The sequence below is a fragment of the Kitasatospora sp. NPDC004531 genome, from assembly GCF_053602195.1.
Genome location: NZ_JBSGDD010000039.1, coordinates 1 through 15640, shown reverse-complemented (window position 1 = coordinate 15640; position 15640 = coordinate 1). Strand labels below are relative to the sequence as shown.

The 15640-nt window shown below is 73.2% G+C and carries 17 protein-coding genes; 12 read left to right on the top strand and 5 right to left on the bottom strand.

All coding sequences use genetic code 11. The annotated features are described in order from the left end of the window. Positions 1 to 2 precede the first annotated feature (2 nt). Both ACWEMJ_RS17695 and ACWEMJ_RS17690 read left to right on the top strand, forming a co-directional pair. Positions 3 to 1301: a dihydrolipoamide acetyltransferase family protein gene (locus tag ACWEMJ_RS17695; protein WP_452137971.1), complete on the top strand. Its 1299-nt coding sequence runs from the start codon at positions 3 to 5 to the stop codon at positions 1299 to 1301. Between the two features lie 171 nt (positions 1302 to 1472). Continuing rightward, positions 1473 to 2849 (top strand): globin domain-containing protein, encoded by a 1377-nt coding sequence (locus ACWEMJ_RS17690; RefSeq protein WP_452137970.1) that lies wholly within the window; start codon positions 1473 to 1475, stop codon positions 2847 to 2849. 20 nt (positions 2850 to 2869) lie between these two features. Here ACWEMJ_RS17690 and ACWEMJ_RS17685 read toward each other — a convergent pair whose 3' ends face one another. Then, positions 2870 to 3403, bottom strand: coding sequence for an NUDIX domain-containing protein (locus tag ACWEMJ_RS17685; RefSeq protein ID WP_452137969.1), 534 nt, complete (start codon positions 3401 to 3403; stop codon positions 2870 to 2872). 295 nt (positions 3404 to 3698) lie between these two features. Here ACWEMJ_RS17685 and ACWEMJ_RS17680 point away from each other — a divergent pair, with 295 nt between their 5' ends. Further along, positions 3699 to 4127: an SsgA family sporulation/cell division regulator gene (locus tag ACWEMJ_RS17680; protein ID WP_452137968.1), complete on the top strand. Its 429-nt coding sequence runs from the start codon at positions 3699 to 3701 to the stop codon at positions 4125 to 4127. 105 nt (positions 4128 to 4232) lie between these two features. Here the strand turns inward: ACWEMJ_RS17680 and ACWEMJ_RS17675 are convergent, their stop codons facing one another. After that, positions 4233 to 4610, bottom strand: a complete 378-nt coding sequence (locus ACWEMJ_RS17675; RefSeq protein ID WP_452137967.1) for a phage holin family protein — start codon at positions 4608 to 4610, stop codon at positions 4233 to 4235. 105 nt (positions 4611 to 4715) lie between these two features. Between ACWEMJ_RS17675 and ACWEMJ_RS17670 the strand changes: the two genes are divergently transcribed. The 3 genes from ACWEMJ_RS17670 to ACWEMJ_RS17660 all read left to right on the top strand — a co-directional run bounded on the left by ACWEMJ_RS17670 (position 4716) and on the right by ACWEMJ_RS17660 (position 6117). After that, positions 4716 to 5033: a cupin domain-containing protein gene (locus ACWEMJ_RS17670; RefSeq protein ID WP_452137966.1), complete on the top strand. Its 318-nt coding sequence runs from the start codon at positions 4716 to 4718 to the stop codon at positions 5031 to 5033. Between the two features lie 44 nt (positions 5034 to 5077). After that, a complete protein-coding gene (tenA, locus tag ACWEMJ_RS17665; RefSeq protein WP_452137965.1) occupies positions 5078 to 5740 on the top strand; it encodes a thiaminase II in 663 nt (220 codons plus the stop codon). Positions 5741 to 5916: 176 nt separating this feature from the next. Further along, entirely contained in the window at positions 5917 to 6117 is a 201-nt protein-coding gene (locus tag ACWEMJ_RS17660) for a DUF5326 family protein (RefSeq protein WP_452137964.1), read from the top strand. Between the two features lie 85 nt (positions 6118 to 6202). On the opposite strand, the gene ACWEMJ_RS17655 is transcribed toward ACWEMJ_RS17660, so the two are convergent. Both ACWEMJ_RS17655 and ACWEMJ_RS17650 read right to left on the bottom strand, forming a co-directional pair. Then, positions 6203 to 7696, bottom strand: coding sequence for a flotillin family protein (locus tag ACWEMJ_RS17655; RefSeq protein ID WP_452137963.1), 1494 nt, complete (start codon positions 7694 to 7696; stop codon positions 6203 to 6205). A 186-nt stretch (positions 7697 to 7882) separates the two neighbouring features. After that, complete coding sequence (locus ACWEMJ_RS17650; RefSeq protein ID WP_452137962.1) at positions 7883 to 8083, bottom strand: hypothetical protein; 201 nt, start codon at positions 8081 to 8083, stop codon at positions 7883 to 7885. 275 nt (positions 8084 to 8358) lie between these two features. Here ACWEMJ_RS17650 and thiC point away from each other — a divergent pair, with 275 nt between their 5' ends. Together thiC and ACWEMJ_RS17640 are read left to right on the top strand one after the other, a co-directional pair. After that, positions 8359 to 10140: a phosphomethylpyrimidine synthase ThiC gene (gene thiC, locus ACWEMJ_RS17645; RefSeq protein WP_452137961.1), complete on the top strand. Its 1782-nt coding sequence runs from the start codon at positions 8359 to 8361 to the stop codon at positions 10138 to 10140. 288 nt (positions 10141 to 10428) lie between these two features. Beyond that, entirely contained in the window at positions 10429 to 10860 is a 432-nt protein-coding gene (locus ACWEMJ_RS17640) for an LppU/SCO3897 family protein (protein ID WP_452137960.1), read from the top strand. A 52-nt stretch (positions 10861 to 10912) separates the two neighbouring features. Here the strand turns inward: ACWEMJ_RS17640 and ACWEMJ_RS17635 are convergent, their stop codons facing one another. Beyond that, complete coding sequence (locus ACWEMJ_RS17635) at positions 10913 to 12208, bottom strand: MFS transporter (protein ID WP_452137959.1); 1296 nt, start codon at positions 12206 to 12208, stop codon at positions 10913 to 10915. A 91-nt stretch (positions 12209 to 12299) separates the two neighbouring features. Between ACWEMJ_RS17635 and ACWEMJ_RS17630 the strand changes: the two genes are divergently transcribed. From ACWEMJ_RS17630 to ACWEMJ_RS17615, 4 genes are all read left to right on the top strand, one after another. Beyond that, positions 12300 to 13283, top strand: a complete 984-nt coding sequence (locus ACWEMJ_RS17630) for a DUF5937 family protein (RefSeq protein WP_452137958.1) — start codon at positions 12300 to 12302, stop codon at positions 13281 to 13283. A gap of 143 nt (positions 13284 to 13426) precedes the next feature. Then, positions 13427 to 13654: an AbrB/MazE/SpoVT family DNA-binding domain-containing protein gene (locus tag ACWEMJ_RS17625; protein WP_452137957.1), complete on the top strand. Its 228-nt coding sequence runs from the start codon at positions 13427 to 13429 to the stop codon at positions 13652 to 13654. Continuing rightward, positions 13644 to 14090 carry a type II toxin-antitoxin system VapC family toxin gene (locus tag ACWEMJ_RS17620; RefSeq protein ID WP_452137956.1) on the top strand — a complete coding sequence of 149 codons (447 nt, stop codon included), beginning with the start codon at positions 13644 to 13646 and terminating at the stop codon, positions 14088 to 14090. The genes ACWEMJ_RS17625 and ACWEMJ_RS17620 overlap by 11 nt, the downstream gene beginning before the upstream one ends. A 221-nt stretch (positions 14091 to 14311) precedes the next feature. Then, entirely contained in the window at positions 14312 to 15499 is a 1188-nt protein-coding gene (locus tag ACWEMJ_RS17615; protein ID WP_452138006.1) for a M20 metallopeptidase family protein, read from the top strand. Positions 15500 to 15640 lie beyond the last annotated feature (141 nt).

Here is a 15640-nt window from a genome sequence, read left to right as displayed (position 1 = left end):
CGATGCCGGTGGTCCGTGAGTTCACGCTGCCCGACCTCGGTGAGGGGCTCACCGGGGCGGAGGTGGTGCGCTGGATGGTCGAGGTCGGCGAGGTGATCGCCGTCGACCAGCCGGTGGTGGAGGTGGAGACCGCCAAGGCGGTGGTCGAGGTGCCCTGCCCGTACGGCGGGGTGGTCACCGCCCGGTTCGGCGAGGTCGGGCAGGAGGTGCCGGTCGGCGCGCCGCTGGTCACCGTCGCGGTCGCGCCCGGGCCGGTGCCCGGGGACGTCGTGCCCGGGGACGTCGCGCCCGAGCCGGAGGCGGAGCGGCCGCTGGTGGGCTACGGCGTGGCCGAGGCCCGCCGGGCCGGCCGCCGCCGAGTGGTGCCGGGCGGTGCGCCGTCGGCCCCCGCCGCCCCCGCGCTGCCGGCCGCTCCGGTGGCGGCCCCGCCGGCCCCGACGGCCGCCCCCGCCGTGCTCGCGGTGATCTCGCCGCTGGTGCGCCGGATCGCCCGCGAGCACCGCCTCGACCTGGCGCAGGTGGCCGGCAGCGGCCCCGAGGGCCTGATCACCCGGCGGGACGTGGAGCGGGCGATCGAACGGGCACAGGCCGCCGAGACGCCGGTTCCACGGGGAACCGACGACGAGCTGATCCCGCTGCGCGGGCTGCGCCGTACCGTCGCGGAGAAGCTCACCCGCAGCCACCGGGAGATCCCGGCGGCGACCTGCTGGGTGGACGCCGACGCCACCGAACTGATGGCGCTGCGGGCCCAGTTGAACCAGCTGCCCGGCCCGAAGGTGAGCGTGCTGGCGCTGCTGGCGCGGATCTGCCTGGCCGGTCTGGAGCGCTTCCCCGAGCTCAACTCCAGCGTCGAGGGCGACGCCGTCCGCCGGCACCGCGCCGTCCACCTGGGCTTCGCCGCGCAGGGGCAGCGCGGGCTGCTGGTGCCGGTGGTGCGGGACGCCCAACTGCTGGGCACCGAACGGCTGTCGGTGGAACTGGCCCGGCTGACCGAGGCGGCCAGGGCCGGGTCGCTCGGGCCGGCCGAGCTGACCGGCGGAACGTTCACGCTGAACAACTACGGCGTGTTCGGGGTGGACGGCTCCACGCCGATCCTCAACCACCCGGAGGCGGCGATGCTCGGGGTCGGCCGGATCGCGCCCAAGCCCTGGGTGCACGAAGGGGAGTTGGCGGTCCGGCAGGTCACCCAGCTGTCGTTCACCTTCGACCACCGGGTCTGCGACGGGGGCACCGCGGGCGGGTTCCTGCGGTTCGTCGCGGACTGCGTGGAGCGGCCGGGGACGCTGCTGCGGGGGCTGTGAGGCCGGTTCGGGTGCGGAGCGCCCGGTGTCCGCCGCACTCGGGCGGGGAAGGGTAGCGGTTCGAGGGGTCAGTTGTCCGGATTTTGCCGGAATCGCCTGATCTGCTGTGCGTTCGGTGGCACTGTGCTGGCGGCGTCAGCAGATCGGTCGACCGGAAGCGGAACGATTTCCTTGGCTACTCGTCAGCTCGCACTCGACAGCAGGCCGCTCACCCCTGTGCCGGCCGTCCCGGCGAAGCCCACCCGGCCGCCGACGGTGCCCGCGCCGCCCGCACCGGTGCCGCCCGCCCCGGTGCCGGTCGAATCGCTGTTCCGGCCGGCCCGGACGCCCAACTGGGTCGGCCCGGGCGACCGTTGGAGCCGGGCCTGGGGCGTGTCGGCCCCGTGGCCGCAGCCCGTCCCGGCCGTGCAGCCGGTGGCGGCCGCCCCCGAGCCGCCGGGGGCGGCCGAGCTGGCGGCGGTCCGCGCGGTGCTGGCGGCGCTGGGGCCGGTCGCGGACCGGGCGATGGGGCACTTCCACGCGCTGATGTTCCTGCGCCACCCGGAGCTGCGGGCGATGTTCCCGGCCGCCATGGACGAGCAGCGCGAGCTGCTGCTGCGGGCCTTGCAGGAGTGCGTGCGGCACGCGGACGACCCGGTGGCGCTGCGCGGCCACCTGCTGCCGCTGGGCCGCGGCCACCACAAGTACGGCGCGCTCCCCGGCCACTACGCGTCCGCGCAGGAGTGCCTGGTGCAGGCGCTGGCCCGGTACGGCGGCGACGCCTGGGACGAGCGGGCCGAGGCGGGCTGGCGGCGGCTGCTGGCGCTGGCCTCGCGGCTGCTGGTCGAGGGCCTGGAGGAGGCGCGGGCCACCCCGGCGTGGTGGCAGGCCGAGGTGGTGGCGCACCGGATGGCGGCCGAGGACGTCGCGGTGCTGACGCTGCGCCCGGACCAGGCGTACTCGTTCCGGGCCGGGCAGTACGCGGCGGTGGAGACGCCGTGGTGGCCGCGGGTGTGGCGGCCCTACTCGTTCGGGTCGGCGCCGCGGGCGGACGGGCTGCTGCGGCTGCACGTGAAGGCGGTTCCGGCGGGCTGGGTGAGCAACGCGCTGGTGCACCGGGCCCGGCCCGGCGACGTGCTGCGGCTCGGCGCGGCGGAGGGCGGTATGACGGTGGACCACACGGAGGCGGAGAACCTGCTCTGCCTGGGCGGCGGCACCGGGATCGGGCCGATCGCCGCGCTGGTGGAGGAGATCGCCGCGCACGGCGCCGGGAGCCGACGGGTGGAGGTGTTCTACGGGGCGCGCCGGGCTTCGGGCCTCTACCGGCTCGCCGAGCTGCGCGAACTGGCCGAGCGGAACCGCTGGTTGACCGTCCGGCCGGTGCTGTCCCAGGGCGACGGCGCGGACGGCGTGCTGTCCGGGGAGCTGCCCGAGACGGTGGCCCGGTACGCGCCGTGGCACGGCTGGACGGCGTACCTGAGCGGCCCGGCGGCGATGGTGCGCGCCGGGGCGGCGGCGCTGCGGGGCTGCGGGGTGGCGGCGGGGGCGGTGCGGCACGACCCGGTCTGACGGGCGGGGCCCGGCCGGGGTCAGCTCCGGCCGAGGTCCTCGGCGAGCAGCGCCCGCACGCCCTCGATGTTGGCGGCGAGGTAGGCGCGCAGGCTGGGCGGCACCACGTTGACCGAGGTGACGCCCTCGCGGGTGAACGGCACCCGGACGATCGCGTACTCGCCGTTGGGCTGCTCCACCTCCGGGCCGTGCCGGCGCGACGGGTCGAGGTCGGTGAGCCGGCAGACGAAGAAGTGCTGCACCTTGACGCCGTGCGGGTGGGCGGGCGTGCCGTCCTCGTGGTGGGAGTGCGCGACGGTGTCGACGAAGGCGGGCACCACGTCGGTGATCTTCGCGCCGAGCTCCTCGTCCACCTCACGGTGCAGCGCTGCGACCACCGTCGCATCGCCCGGTTCGACGCCGCCGCCGGGGGTGATCCAGTACGGGTGCGGGGAGCCGGGGCGGACCCGGCGGATCAGCACCAGCGAGGCGGGGGCGTGCGGGGCGGCCGGATCGAACTCCAGCAGGATCGCGCGGGCGGTGCGCTTGACGACAGGACGGACCGGGCCCGACATGGCTCCCACCTCCGGGGCGCGTGCGTTGTGCGGGAGTCTCCCGCGCGCCGGCGGCCGCGAAACGCGCATACACGCACGAATCGGAGGAATTCGCGTCGCCGTTCGTGCCCGGACTCCGGCGGTGCGGTCGTTCACCATTTGAAAAAGCACGCCTTGTCCACATCGCCGTCAAACCAGGACGATGAGGTTCGATCAGGGATTCAGGGGACATAGAACCGACAGCGAACCGATAGATGCCCGACCCCACCGCTCGACCCTCGGCGTACCGGGCGGGCAGAACGAGAGGTACTGGCGCATGCACAACACGGTCCGAGCCCAGATGGCGATGCACCTGGTGGTGTCGAGCGAGCTCTCCTTCCGCGTCGCGGTCGACCTCGACTACGACGGCGGCGACCCGTTCGCCGTCCGACTCACCTTCCACCTGCCCGGCGACGAGCCGGTCACCTGGGTCTTCGCCCGCGAACTGCTGGTCGACGGGCTCGGCCGGGCCTCCGGTGAGGGGGACGTGCACATCCACCCCGTCGGCGAGGAGCTCACCGAGATCGGCCTGGTGCTGCGCTCCCCCGACGGCGACGCCCGGCTGCGCGCCGCCGCCCCGCCCCTGCTGGCCTTCCTGGCCCGCACCGACCTGCTGGTGCCGATGGGCCAGGAGGCCGCCGCCGGCGACCTCGACCAGGAGCTGGCCGACATCCTGTCCACCACCGGGCACGAGAACGCCGGCTGAGCGCGCCGCGGCGGTGGGGCGACCGGCCGTCGGACAGCAGCGGGGAGCTGTCCGGTGGCCGGTCGACCGCGGCGCGCCGCCCCTCCCGAGCGTCCGGGCAGGGGCTCAGTCGTCGTCGCCGAGGGCCAGGTGCAGGCCCCAGGAGACCACGCTGATGATCAGCGAGCCGAGCAGCGCCGCCCAGAAGCCCTCCACGTGGAAGTCCAGGCTCAGCTGGTCCGAGGCCCAGGAGGTCAGCCAGAGCATCAGGGCGTTGATCACGAAGGTGACCAGGCCGAGGGTCAGGAAGAACAGCGGCAACGAGAACAGCTTCACCAGCGGCTTGACCGCGACGTTGACCACCCCGAACACGAGCGCCACCGCGACCACGGTGATCGTCTTGTGCTGCCAGTCGTCCCCCGCCAGCGTGATCCCATTGACGATCCAGGCGGCGATCCAGATCGCCACCGCGTTGATGAGCGTTTTGATCACGAAATTCTTCATGCTGCGGATGGTGACAGGCCCGCCCGCCGTGCGGAAGCTCCCCCGAACAACCGTGATGCGGAGTGTTGTTGAATGGGGCCGGACCGGGAGAGGAGCCGCGCCCCGATGAAGCTGTTCCGGCTGGACGAACTCGACGCCGAACGCGCCGCCGAGGACGGCGCGTACCTGCGCTTCCTGAAGCAGCCGACGATGTCCGCCGGCCTGTACGCGCTCTCCCCCGGCGACACCGACCCGCAGACCCCGCACGCCCAGGACGAGATCTACCTGGTGGTCAGCGGCCGCGCCGAACTGACCGTCGGCCGGGAGACCGCCACCGTCGCGCGCGGCAGCGTGGTGTTCGTTCCCGCCGGGACGGAGCACCGCTTCCACCACATCACCGAGGAACTGCGCGTGCTGGTGGTGTTCTCCCCGCCGGAGGACTGACCGTGCCGCGCACCGCACTTGAGCATTCGAACGAGGAGCAGCCAGTGAAACTCACCGACGAACTGTGGGCGGCCGTCGAGCCGATCTACGGCCGGATCCTCGACCACCCGTTCCTGACCGGCCTGACCGACGGCACCCTGCCGCGCGCCGCGTTCCGCCACTTCGTCGTCCAGGACTCGCACTACCTGCGCGACTACGCCCGCGCCCTCGCGGTCTGCGCCGCCAAGGCCCCCGGCGAGGACGAGGTGCTGGCCTTCGCCAACGACGCGGTCGGCGCCATCGCCGCCGAGCAGGAGATGCACGCCGACTTCCTGCACGCCTTCGGCGAGGACGGTGCCGCCGCTGCCGCCGAACCCGTGCTCCCCACCACCCGCGCCTACACCAGCTACCTGCTGGCCACCGTCCACGGCGGCTCCTTCGCGGAGGCGCTCGGCGCGGTGCTGCCCTGCTACTGGATCTACGCCCGGGTCGGCGAGGAACTGCTGCGCCGCTCCTCCCCCGAGCCGCTGTACGCGAAGTGGATAGCCGCCTACGGCGGGGAGGAGTTCCAGGCCGTGGTGCGCCGCGTCCTGGACCTCACCGACCGGATCGGCGAGGACCTCTCGGCGACCGAACGGCGGCGCGTGGTCGAGCACTTCACCACCACCTCGCGGTACGAGTGGATGTTCTGGGACGCCGCCTGGCGGGGCGAGAGCTGGCCGGTCTGACCCCGGCCCTGCGGGTTTTCCCGGGCGGGGGCTCAGGGACGGATCTCCGGGTTCTCTCCGGGCCGGGAAACCTCGATTGGGCCGTCCGGGCGACCTACGATCGAAGTGTCGAGATCGAGGGAGCGGGAACGCAGCCGGAACCACCGGCACCGAGCCCGAGGGGAGAAGGTACGGACATGGCTGAGTTCTGGAAGTCGCTGCCCTCGTGGGTGCGCAACATCGTCGTTCCGATCGTCCTGCTGGTCATCGCGTGGAAGATCTTCTGGTCGATCGTCGGCGCGGTGCTCACCGCCGTCGGCTTCGCGGTCAACGTCCTGGTGCTGGTCGGCATCGCGGCCGCGGTGGTGATCCTGATCAAGAAGGCCGCCAAGAACTGACCCCCGCAGGGGGCACGAACGAACTCCGCCCCGGGCGAGGAGGACTCCTCGCCCGGGGCGGAACGCTTTCTCGGGCGCGGGGGAGCTACTCGCCCTCGGCCTGGATCGGGATGACCTGCGCCTGCGCCGGGGCGGCCTTGGCGCCCTCCGCGCTCGCGGCGTTCTCGCCGGCCGGGGACATCGCGGTGAGCAGCTGGCGGGCCAGGCCGAGGCCGGTGCCGCCCATGGTGAGCGCCTTGGCGAACATCTCCGACATGCCCTCGGCGCCGTTCAGCAGCACCATGTGCTCGACGTTGCCGAACGCGTCCGCGCCGGCCCGGACGATCGCCGGCCAGTTCTCGGCGAGCTGCTGGGCGACCACCGCCTCCTGGTTCTCGGCCAGCGCCGCGGCGCGGGCCTTGATGCCCTCGGCCTCGGCCAGGCCCTGCGCCCGGGTGGCCTCCGCCTCGGCGAGACCCTTGGCCCGGGCCGCCTCCGCCTCCGCCAGGCCCTTCGCGGCCTCGGCGGCGGCCTGCGCCTCACCGGTGGCCCGGGTGGCCTCGGCGGCGGCCAGACCGCGGGCCTTGGTGGCCTCCGCCTCGGCGGCGGCCGCGACCTTGACCCGGTTCGCCTCGGCGGCGGTCTTCAGCTCGGTCTCCCGGGACAGCGCCTCGGCGGCGGAGATCCGGGCGTCACGGTCGGCCTCCGCCTTGGTGCGGGTCTCGTACGCGCGGGCGTCGGCCGGCTTGCGGACGTCCGCCTGCAGCTGCTGCTCCTTGCGGTGCGCCTCCAGCTCGGCGACCTTGGTCTCCTGGACCACGACCTCCTGCCGGGCGGCGGCCTGCGCGAGCGGGCCCGCCTGCAGCGCGCGGGCCGCGGCGGTGTCCATCTCGGCCTGGTAACCGGCCTGCTGGATACCGGAGTTGCGGGTGGCCTCGGCCTTGCGGGCGAACGCCTCCTGCTCGGCCTCGGTGGCCCGCCGGTCGGCCTCGGCGGCCGCGATGCGGGCGTCGCGCTGGACGGCCGCGGCGTGCGGCGCGGCCAGGTTGGTGATGTAGCCGGTCGGGTCCAGGATCTCCTGGATCTGCAGCGAGTCGATGATCAGGCCGAGCTTCTCCATCTCGATGCCCGAGGCGGAGCGGGTCTCACCGGTGAGCCGCTCGCGGTCGCGGATCATGTCCTCGACCGTCAGCCCGCCGACGATCGACCGCAGGTGGCCGGCGAACACGTTGTGCACCCGCTGGCCCATCATCTTCTGCTGGTCCAGGAAACGCCGGGCGGCGTTGGCGATCGACGCGTTGTCGTCGCCCACCTTGAAGATCACAACCCCCTTGACGTGCACGGGAATTCCCTGCGACGTCACACACTCCACGTCCAGCGCGGCCTCGTTCAGGTCCAGCGAGAGCCGGCGCACCGCCTGGACGCCCGGCACCACGAAGGTGCCCCGCCCGGTCACCACGCGGAAGCCCAGGCCCTCGCCGTGCTTGGAACCCGAGATCACCAGCGCCTCGTTGGGCTCCGCGACCCGCCACATCAGCTTAAAGAGAACGATCAGAACGACGAGGCCTGCGACGGCGCCGCCAACGATGCCGATCAGCATCGGCAATCTCCCCCTTCAGGGCACACCGGTCCCGTGGCTGCGCTTCGGTCGTGCAGAACTGACGCGGAATCCGGTGGCAGCCGCATTCTCCGCCGTTCCGGATCACGGGGGAAGGGGCTGGGCGGTGGGAACTCTCACTGTCCCGAAATGGTCACCGCGGGTTTGCCTCCGGCCTCTGACGTGCCGTCAAAAGGGTTCGACGTAGACCGTTCGCGGTGGCTGGTATTCGACCACCACCACCATGGTGCCCGGCAGCAACGGCTCGCCCGGAGTGGCGCGGTACGCCAGGAACGCCTCGGTGCCCAGCCGTTCGGGGACGTGCACCATCACCTCGCCGACCAGGCCCGCGCCGATCCGCCCCGTCACCCGCCCCGTCAGTCCGATCACCTGGGCATTCTCCCATTCCGGCAGGGGCGTGAACAGCTCGCGCGCACGCGGGAGTTGCCCGCCCTGGGCGGCCGGGCACCGGGCGTGCGCCCTGGACCGGCGTCCCCGCGTGCCCTACGGTGAGGACCGAACGCAGGCGGACGACGCCTGCGCGGAACGGGAGCTCGGAGCACCGGGCTGAGAGGGCGCTGACGGTACGCGGGCCCGCGTACCACCTGCTGCGCCGACCGCAGGAACCTGACCGGGTAATGCCGGCGTAGGGAGTTGAAGGTCCGATGACCGCATTTTCTGAGCACACGTCTGCCCGCGATTCGGCCAACGGCGGGTACCCGACCCCCGCCTGGCGCAAGGCCTACCACCAGGGCAGCCGCCCCGACCTGCGGGTGCCCTACCGCGAGGTCGAACTGACCGACGGACGCACCGTCCCGCTGTACGACACCTCCGGCCCGTACACCGACCCCGACCACCCCACCGACGTCCGACGCGGACTGCCCGCCCTGCGCGACGCCTGGATCCGCCAACGCGGCGACGTCGAGGAGTACGAGGGCCGCGAGGCCCGCCCCGAGGACGACGGCATCAAGCACACCGCCCCGCGCGGCGGCGACCTGCGCAACCTGGACGCCGTCTTCCCCGGCCGCCCGCGCCGGCCGCTGCGCGCCAGGGACGGCCTCGCCGTCACCCAACTCGCCTACGCCAAGCAGGGGTTGATCACCCCCGAGATGGAGTTCGTGGCGCTCCGGGAAGGCCTGGAGCCGGAGTTCGTGCGCGAGCAGGTGGCGCGCGGGCGGGCCGTCATCCCGGTCAACGTGAACCACCCGGAGAGCGAACCGGCCATCATCGGCACCGACTTCCTGGTGAAGATCAACGCCAACATCGGCAACTCCGCGGTCACCTCCTCCATCGAGGAGGAGGTGGAGAAGATGACCTGGGCCACCCGCTGGGGCGCCGACACCGTCATGGACCTCTCCACCGGCCGCAACATCCACACCACCCGCGAGTGGATCCTGCGCAACTCCCCCGTCCCGATCGGCACCGTCCCGCTGTACCAGGCGCTGGAGAAGGTCGACGGCCGGGCGGAGGAGCTCAGCTGGGAGGTCTACCGCGACACCGTCCTCGAACAGTGCGAGCAGGGCGTCGACTACATGACCGTGCACGCCGGCGTCCTGCTGCGCTACGTGCCGCTCACCGCCCGCCGCAAGACCGGCATCGTCTCGCGCGGCGGCTCCATCATGGCGGCCTGGTGCCTGGCCCACCACCAGGAGAACTTCCTCTACACGCACTTCGAGGAACTCTGCGACCTGCTGCGCGCCTACGACGTCACCTTCTCGCTCGGCGACGGCCTGCGGCCCGGCTCGATCGCCGACGCCAACGACGAGGCCCAGTTCGCCGAACTCACCACGCTCGGCGAGCTCGGGCGGATCGCCCGCGCCAAGGACGTGCAGGTGATGATCGAAGGCCCCGGGCACGTCCCGATGCACAAGATCCGCGAGAACATGGACCTGCAGAAGGAGATCTGCGACGAGGCCCCGTTCTACACCCTCGGCCCGCTGACCACCGACGTCGCGCCCGGCTACGACCACATCACCTCCGGCATCGGCGCCGCGATGATCGCCTGGTGGGGCACCGCGATGCTCTGCTACGTCACCCCCAAGGAACACCTCGGCCTCCCCAACCGGGACGACGTGAAGACCGGCGTCATCACCTACAAGATCGCCGCCCACGCCGCCGACCTCGCCAAGGGCCACCCCGGCGCCCAGGCCTGGGACGACGCCCTCTCCGACGCCCGCTTCGAGTTCCGCTGGGAGGACCAGTTCAACCTGGCCCTCGATCCGGAGACTGCCCGCGCCTTCCACGACGAGACCCTCCCCGCCGAACCCGCCAAGACCGCGCACTTCTGCTCCATGTGCGGCCCGAAGTTCTGCTCCATGAAGATCAGCCAGCAGATCCGGGACGAGCACGGCGCCGACCTCACCGCCACGGTGGAGGCCGGCATGGCCGAGAAGTCCGCCGAGTTCGCGGCCCAGGGCAACCGGGTCTACCTGCCACTGGCCGACTGACACCCCACCCCGACCGCAGCGCCGCCCCGCACCCCCTCCGGGGCGGCGCTGCGTCGTACCTGTCCAGGACTGGGACGGGATCGACCGGGCGGCGGGCACCCGCCGGGGCGCGGCTGGCCGGAGGTTCCGCCGTGGGCCGCGGTGGGGGCGGTTCGAGGGTTGGGCAACTCTTTACATATCGCTTGAATGACGGCCGTCCGATATGGACTGATTGCCGGAATGGACCTACGTCGGATCTGGATAAGGTTCGCGAGCCCGTTCGACTTTGAGTGACCCAAGAGGGAACCCATGAGCACCCCGCAGCCTCCGCAGAACCCCCAGCCGCCGGTCGCGCCCGAGGCCGCCGGCCAGGCTCCGTTCCAGTACGGCCAGGCCCCGCAGGTGCCCGTCGCACCCAAGAAGACCATCGGCAAGAAGCTGCTCTCCGGTCTCGGCATCCTGGTGCTGGTCATCATCATCGGCGTGGTCAAGTTCGTCATCCGCGACGCCACGACCGAGAAGCCCGTGCACGCCAAGGTCGGCCAGTGCGTCGCCGTCACCGGCTCCGAGACCGACCCCAAGGTCGACAACGTCGGCTGCGACGACAGCAAGGCCACCCACACCGTCGAGAAGGTCATCGACAACACCTTCGACACCCACGCCTGCGGTGACGAGTTCGACGCCCTCGCCCAGCAGTTGGGCAGCGACAAGTTCGTCCTCTGCCTGACCCCGAAGAAGTAACCCCGCAGGCACCGGGGCGGCGGCGCGACGGCGCTGCCGCCCCGGTGCTGTTTCAGCGTCGAACGGAGGCTCCCGGCAGGTCGCGCCGGGTGCGCAGGGGCGAGCAGAGGATCGGGACCCAGACGGTGCCGAGCACGGCGGCGGCGACCCACAACACCGTTCGGACGGAGGCGAGTTCGGCCAGCAGGCCGGCCAGCGCGGCGCCGAGGGCGAGCGAGCCGGTCAGCAGCACCCGCATGGTGGCGTTCATCCGGCCCAGCAGGTGGTCCGGGGTCGCGGCCTGCCGGAAGCTCACGTTGATCACATTGTCGATGCCGATCTTGCAGGTGACGACCAGCCAGGCGCCCGTCGCGAGCCACATCGCGGCACCCCGGTCGGCCAGCGCCGTCAGCACCCCGAACGGTGCGACGGCCAGGCCCATCAGCCACAGCACGCGTCCGGCCCCGACCCGGTGGGCCAGTCGGCGGGCCGCGACCGAACCGAGGAGCACGCCGAGGCCGCCGAGCGCGAAGAACAGGCCCACCACCCAGGCGGGGAAGCCGAGTTCAGTGGTGAACAGCACCGGCAGCATGGTCTGGAACAGCTGGATCGACAGGTTGGTGCCGGCCCCCGCGAGCGCCACCGCCCGCAGCGTCGGGTGACCGAACACGAAGCCGACGCCCTCGCGGATCTCGGCACCGAGCCGCCTGCCGCCCGCCTCTTCCCGAGGGGCCGACTCCGGCCGCCGGATCCGCAGCAGCAGGAGCGCCGACCACAGGTAGCTCGCCGCGTCGATCACGATCACCGCCGGGGCGGAGAGCGACGCCACCAGCAGGCCGGCCGCGCCGCGCCCGCCGATCTGGGTGAGGGAGTCCGTCGTCACCAGGTGGGCGTTGGCCTCGGTGAGCCGGCTGCGGCCGACCAGGTCGGGCAGGTGGCTCAGCGCGGCCACGTCGAAGAACACCGTGGCGGCGCCGGACAGCAGGACCACCAGGTAGAGCTGCTGCATCGTCAGGACGCCGAGCAGCCAGGCGACCGGCACCGAACCGAGCAGCGCGGCCCGGGCCAGGTCGGCCGCGATCATCACCGGCCGCTTGCGGACCCGGTCCACCCAGGCCCCGGCCGGCAGGCCGATGAGCAGGAACGCGAGTGTGCTCAGCGTCGCCAGCAGGCCGACCTGCCCGGGTGAGCCGTGCAGTGCCAGCAGGGCGGTCAGCGGGATCGCCAGCGAACTCACCGCCGTGCCCAGTCTGCTCGCCACCGCCGCGCCGAGCAGGAGCCGGAAGCCGGGGTTGCGCAGGGCCGGAGGATGCGGATCGGACGGTGCGGCGGAGGCCGGGACCGGCCCGGGGGGAGCGGTGGAGGTCATGGCACGAGGGTCCCGGCGGGGCCGGGCGGCGGGCGAGGAATTTAGGCTGGACCGAATCCTGCGACGGACACCCGCCGTGAAAGGGGCGCACGTGCTGGACGTGACCTTCTCCCTCCGCGACCTGGCCCGCACCCGGTTCGCCCTCTCGCCGCTGTGGGAAGTCGTGGCGAGCGCACGGGTGTTGAAGCACCCCGCCGAACACCCGCTGCACCGTGCGTGGAGCACCGAGGCGCACCGCCGTCTCGCCGACGCGGGGCTGGACTGGCGCCTGCTCGCCGACCTCGTCCCCGACCCGCCCCGGCTGATCCCGGCGTTCCTCGCGCCCCCGCCCACGATCTCCGTCCCCGACCTGGAGGTCGAACTCGCCGTCCTGCGCGCCACACCCCCCGACCTGGTCCGCACGGGCCTCGACGGCCCCCGTGCGCCCCGTTCGCAGCGGATCGACCGGCTGCGCGCCGACCCGGACCGCGGCCTGGCCGAACTCGCCGAACTGATCGGCGCCTACTGGGAGATCGCGCTCGCCCCGCACTGGCCCCGGATCCGCGCCGTCCTCGACGGCGACGTCCTGCACCGCGCCCGGCTGTTCGCCGAACACGGGGCGGACCGGCTGCTGAACGACCTGGGGACGGACGTCAGTTGGGACGACGACACGCTCTACGTCGGCCACCGCCACAGCCGGGGCACCCGCCGGCTCGCCGACCGCGGCCTGCTGCTCGTCCCGTCGGTGTTCGTCTGGCCGCGCGTGTTCTCCCTCATCACCCCGGACTGGCAACCCACCCTCCGCTACCCCCCGCGCGCCGTCGCCACGCTCTGGGAACGCCGCGCCGCCCTCCCCGACCCGCTCGCCGCCGTGCTCGGCCCCACCCGCGCCCGCCTCCTCGCCGAACTCGACACCCCCGCCTCCACCACCGCCCTCTCCCACCGCACCGCCCTCACCCCCGGCGCCGTCTCCCAACACCTCACCGCCCTCCGGCACGCCGGCCTCCTCACCGCCCACCGCGTCGGCCGCCACGTCCTCTACGCCCGCACCGAGGCCGCCGAGACCCTGCTGTCCGCAGCGGCCGCCGCCGACTGACTCCGCCGGACGCACGGGTGGGAGCGGAGTGCGGTCGGCGGTACGGGAGTTGACGGTCGCGCGTCCTCTCGTGGGGCATCCCCGCACAGCCGGGGCGTAGTATTACGTAGTAGCAGTAATACGCGACACCCTGGGAGCCCGCCATGCGGTTGAACAGCAAAGGCCAGGTCACCATCCCGTCAGAGCTCCGCGAGAAGCTGGGCCTCCACCCCGGGGACGAGGTGGATGTCGTCGAGGAAGGCGGCGGGCTGCGGATAGTCCGCCGGGCGGACAGCGGGACGCGGGGGCAGCGGCTGGCTCGGCGGATGAGAGGCAGTGCCGCCGGGGGAATGTCCACCGATCAGATCATGGAGCTGCTGCGTGGCGAGTAGCCGACTGACGCTGGTGGGCCGCGAGCAGAGCCGACCGGTGACGCTGGTGGATTCATGCGTGCTGCTGGACTTGATGACGGACGACTCCACCTGGGCGGACTGGTCCGAGACCGCACTCGCCAAGGCCCAGGACGAGGGTCCGGTGGTGATCAACCCGATCGTCTACGCCGAGGTGTCGGTGGCCTTCGCAACGATCGAGGAGCTCGACGAGGTGCTCCCGGCCGAGGCGTTCGGACGCGAGCCGCTGCCCTACGAGGCGGGCTTCCTGGCCGGCAAGGCGTTCCTCCAGTACCGGCGGCGCGGCGGGCAGAAGGCCGCGCCGCTGCCGGACTTCTACATCGGCGCGCACGCGGCCGTGCGTGGCCACAGGTTGCTCACCAGGGACGCCACTCGTTATCGGACGTACTTTCCGACGCTGGGCCTGGTCTGTCCCTGAACCCCGGGCCCGGGGTTCAGGGCCGGCGGGCGGGCCGCTCGCCGAACCCGCCGGACGCGACTGATCCGTGCGTCGGGGGCGCCCGCGCGCCTCTCCCGGGTCAGGATGCAGGGGACCGCCCGCTCCCCGTCCACCCTGGAGGCGCATCCGTGTCGACCCACACCGAGCCCAACCCCGCCCCCGCCGCCGCGCACCCCGCTGTCCCCTCCGTTCCCGACGACCTGTGCCTGGCCGCCGCCGCGCTCCGGCCCGCCCTGGTGGAGCTCCGCCGCGACCTGCACCGGCACCCGGAGATCGGCCTCGACCTGCCGCGCACCCGGGCCCGCCTGCTGGCCGAGCTGGACGGCCTGCCGCTGGAGATCACCCTCGGCGAGCAGCTGTCCTCCGTCACCGCCGTGCTGCGCGGCGCCCGCCCCGGTCCGGCCGTGCTGCTGCGCGCCGACCTGGACGCGCTGCCCGTGCAGGAGGAGACCGGCCTGCCGTACGCCTCCGAGGTGCCCGGCACGATGCACGCCTGCGGCCACGATCTGCACGCCGCGGCGCTGGTCGGCGCGGCCCGGCTGCTGGCCGAGCGGCGCGAACGGCTGGCCGGCAGCGTGGTGTTCATGTTCCAGCCCGGCGAGGAGGGCTCCGGCGGCGCGGCCCGGATGATCGAGGAAGGGGTGCTGGACGCCGCCGGCGAGCGGGTCGCCGCCGCGTACGCGCTGCACGTCACCGCCGCGCAGCTGCCCGCCGGGTACGTGGCCGGCCGGCCCGGCCCGATCATGGCCGCCAGCGACACGCTGCGGGTGGTGGTCCGCGGCCGCGGCGGCCACGGCTCCAGCCCGCACCTGGCGCTGGACCCGGTGCCGGTCGCCTGCGAGGCGGTGCTGGCCCTGCAGGCCATGGTCACCCGGCAGTTCGACGCCTTCGACCCGGTGGTGGTCACCGTCGGTGCCTTCCACGCGGGCACCGTCGAGAACGTCGTCCCCGACCGGGCCGAGTTCGCCGCCACCGTCCGTTCGTTCTCGTCCGCCGCCCGCGAGCAGGTCCGCGACCGGGCGCTGCGGCTGGTGCGCGGCATCGGCGAGGCGCACGGCTGCGAGGTCGACGCGGTGGTCGAGCCCGGCTACCCGGTGACGGTGAACGACCCGGCCGAGGCGGCGTTCGCGGAACGCACGATCCGCGAACTGCTGGGCGACGAACGGTACGTCGAGATGCCGCGGCCGGTGGCCGGCTCGGAGGACTTCGGCATGCTGGCCGCCCTCGTCCCCGCCGCGTACGTGATGGTCGGGGCCTGCCCGCCGGGCACCGATCCGTTCACCGCGCCCTACAACCACTCCGCGCAGGCCCGCTTCGACGACGCCGTCGTCCCCGACGCGGCGGCCGTGCTGGCGGCGCTCGCCCTGGGCCGGACGGCGGCCGGCTGAACACCAGGGCCGGGCCGGGCGATCGCGCCTGCCGTCAGTCGTCGTCCCGGCGCGGGCGGCCGTCCCGGTCGGTCAGCCCCTCGGGCCCCGGGCTGGTGAAGTCGGGTGCACGCCGTTCGCGGGCGGCACCGTGCACCTGGT

Bases quoted from the DNA above. Each gene is read 5' to 3' on its own strand.
- ACWEMJ_RS17625 (WP_452137957.1), top strand. From the start codon at position 13,427: ATGCGGTTGAACAGCAAAGGCCAGGTCACCATCCCGTCAGAGCTCCGC.
- ACWEMJ_RS17685 (WP_452137969.1), bottom strand. From the start codon at position 3,403: ATGTCGGGCCCGGTCCGTCCTGTCGTCAAGCGCACCGCCCGCGCGATC.
- ACWEMJ_RS17670 (WP_452137966.1), top strand. From the start codon at position 4,716: ATGAAGCTGTTCCGGCTGGACGAACTCGACGCCGAACGCGCCGCCGAG.
- ACWEMJ_RS17660 (WP_452137964.1), top strand. From the start codon at position 5,917: ATGGCTGAGTTCTGGAAGTCGCTGCCCTCGTGGGTGCGCAACATCGTC.
- ACWEMJ_RS17675 (WP_452137967.1), bottom strand. From the start codon at position 4,610: ATGAAGAATTTCGTGATCAAAACGCTCATCAACGCGGTGGCGATCTGG.
- ACWEMJ_RS17695 (WP_452137971.1), top strand. From the start codon at position 3: ATGCCGGTGGTCCGTGAGTTCACGCTGCCCGACCTCGGTGAGGGGCTC.
- ACWEMJ_RS17640 (WP_452137960.1), top strand. From the start codon at position 10,429: ATGAGCACCCCGCAGCCTCCGCAGAACCCCCAGCCGCCGGTCGCGCCC.
- ACWEMJ_RS17635 (WP_452137959.1), bottom strand. From the start codon at position 12,208: ATGACCTCCACCGCTCCCCCCGGGCCGGTCCCGGCCTCCGCCGCACCG.
- ACWEMJ_RS17680 (WP_452137968.1), top strand. From the start codon at position 3,699: ATGCACAACACGGTCCGAGCCCAGATGGCGATGCACCTGGTGGTGTCG.
- thiC (WP_452137961.1), top strand. From the start codon at position 8,359: ATGACCGCATTTTCTGAGCACACGTCTGCCCGCGATTCGGCCAACGGC.
- ACWEMJ_RS17655 (WP_452137963.1), bottom strand. From the start codon at position 7,696: ATGCTGATCGGCATCGTTGGCGGCGCCGTCGCAGGCCTCGTCGTTCTG.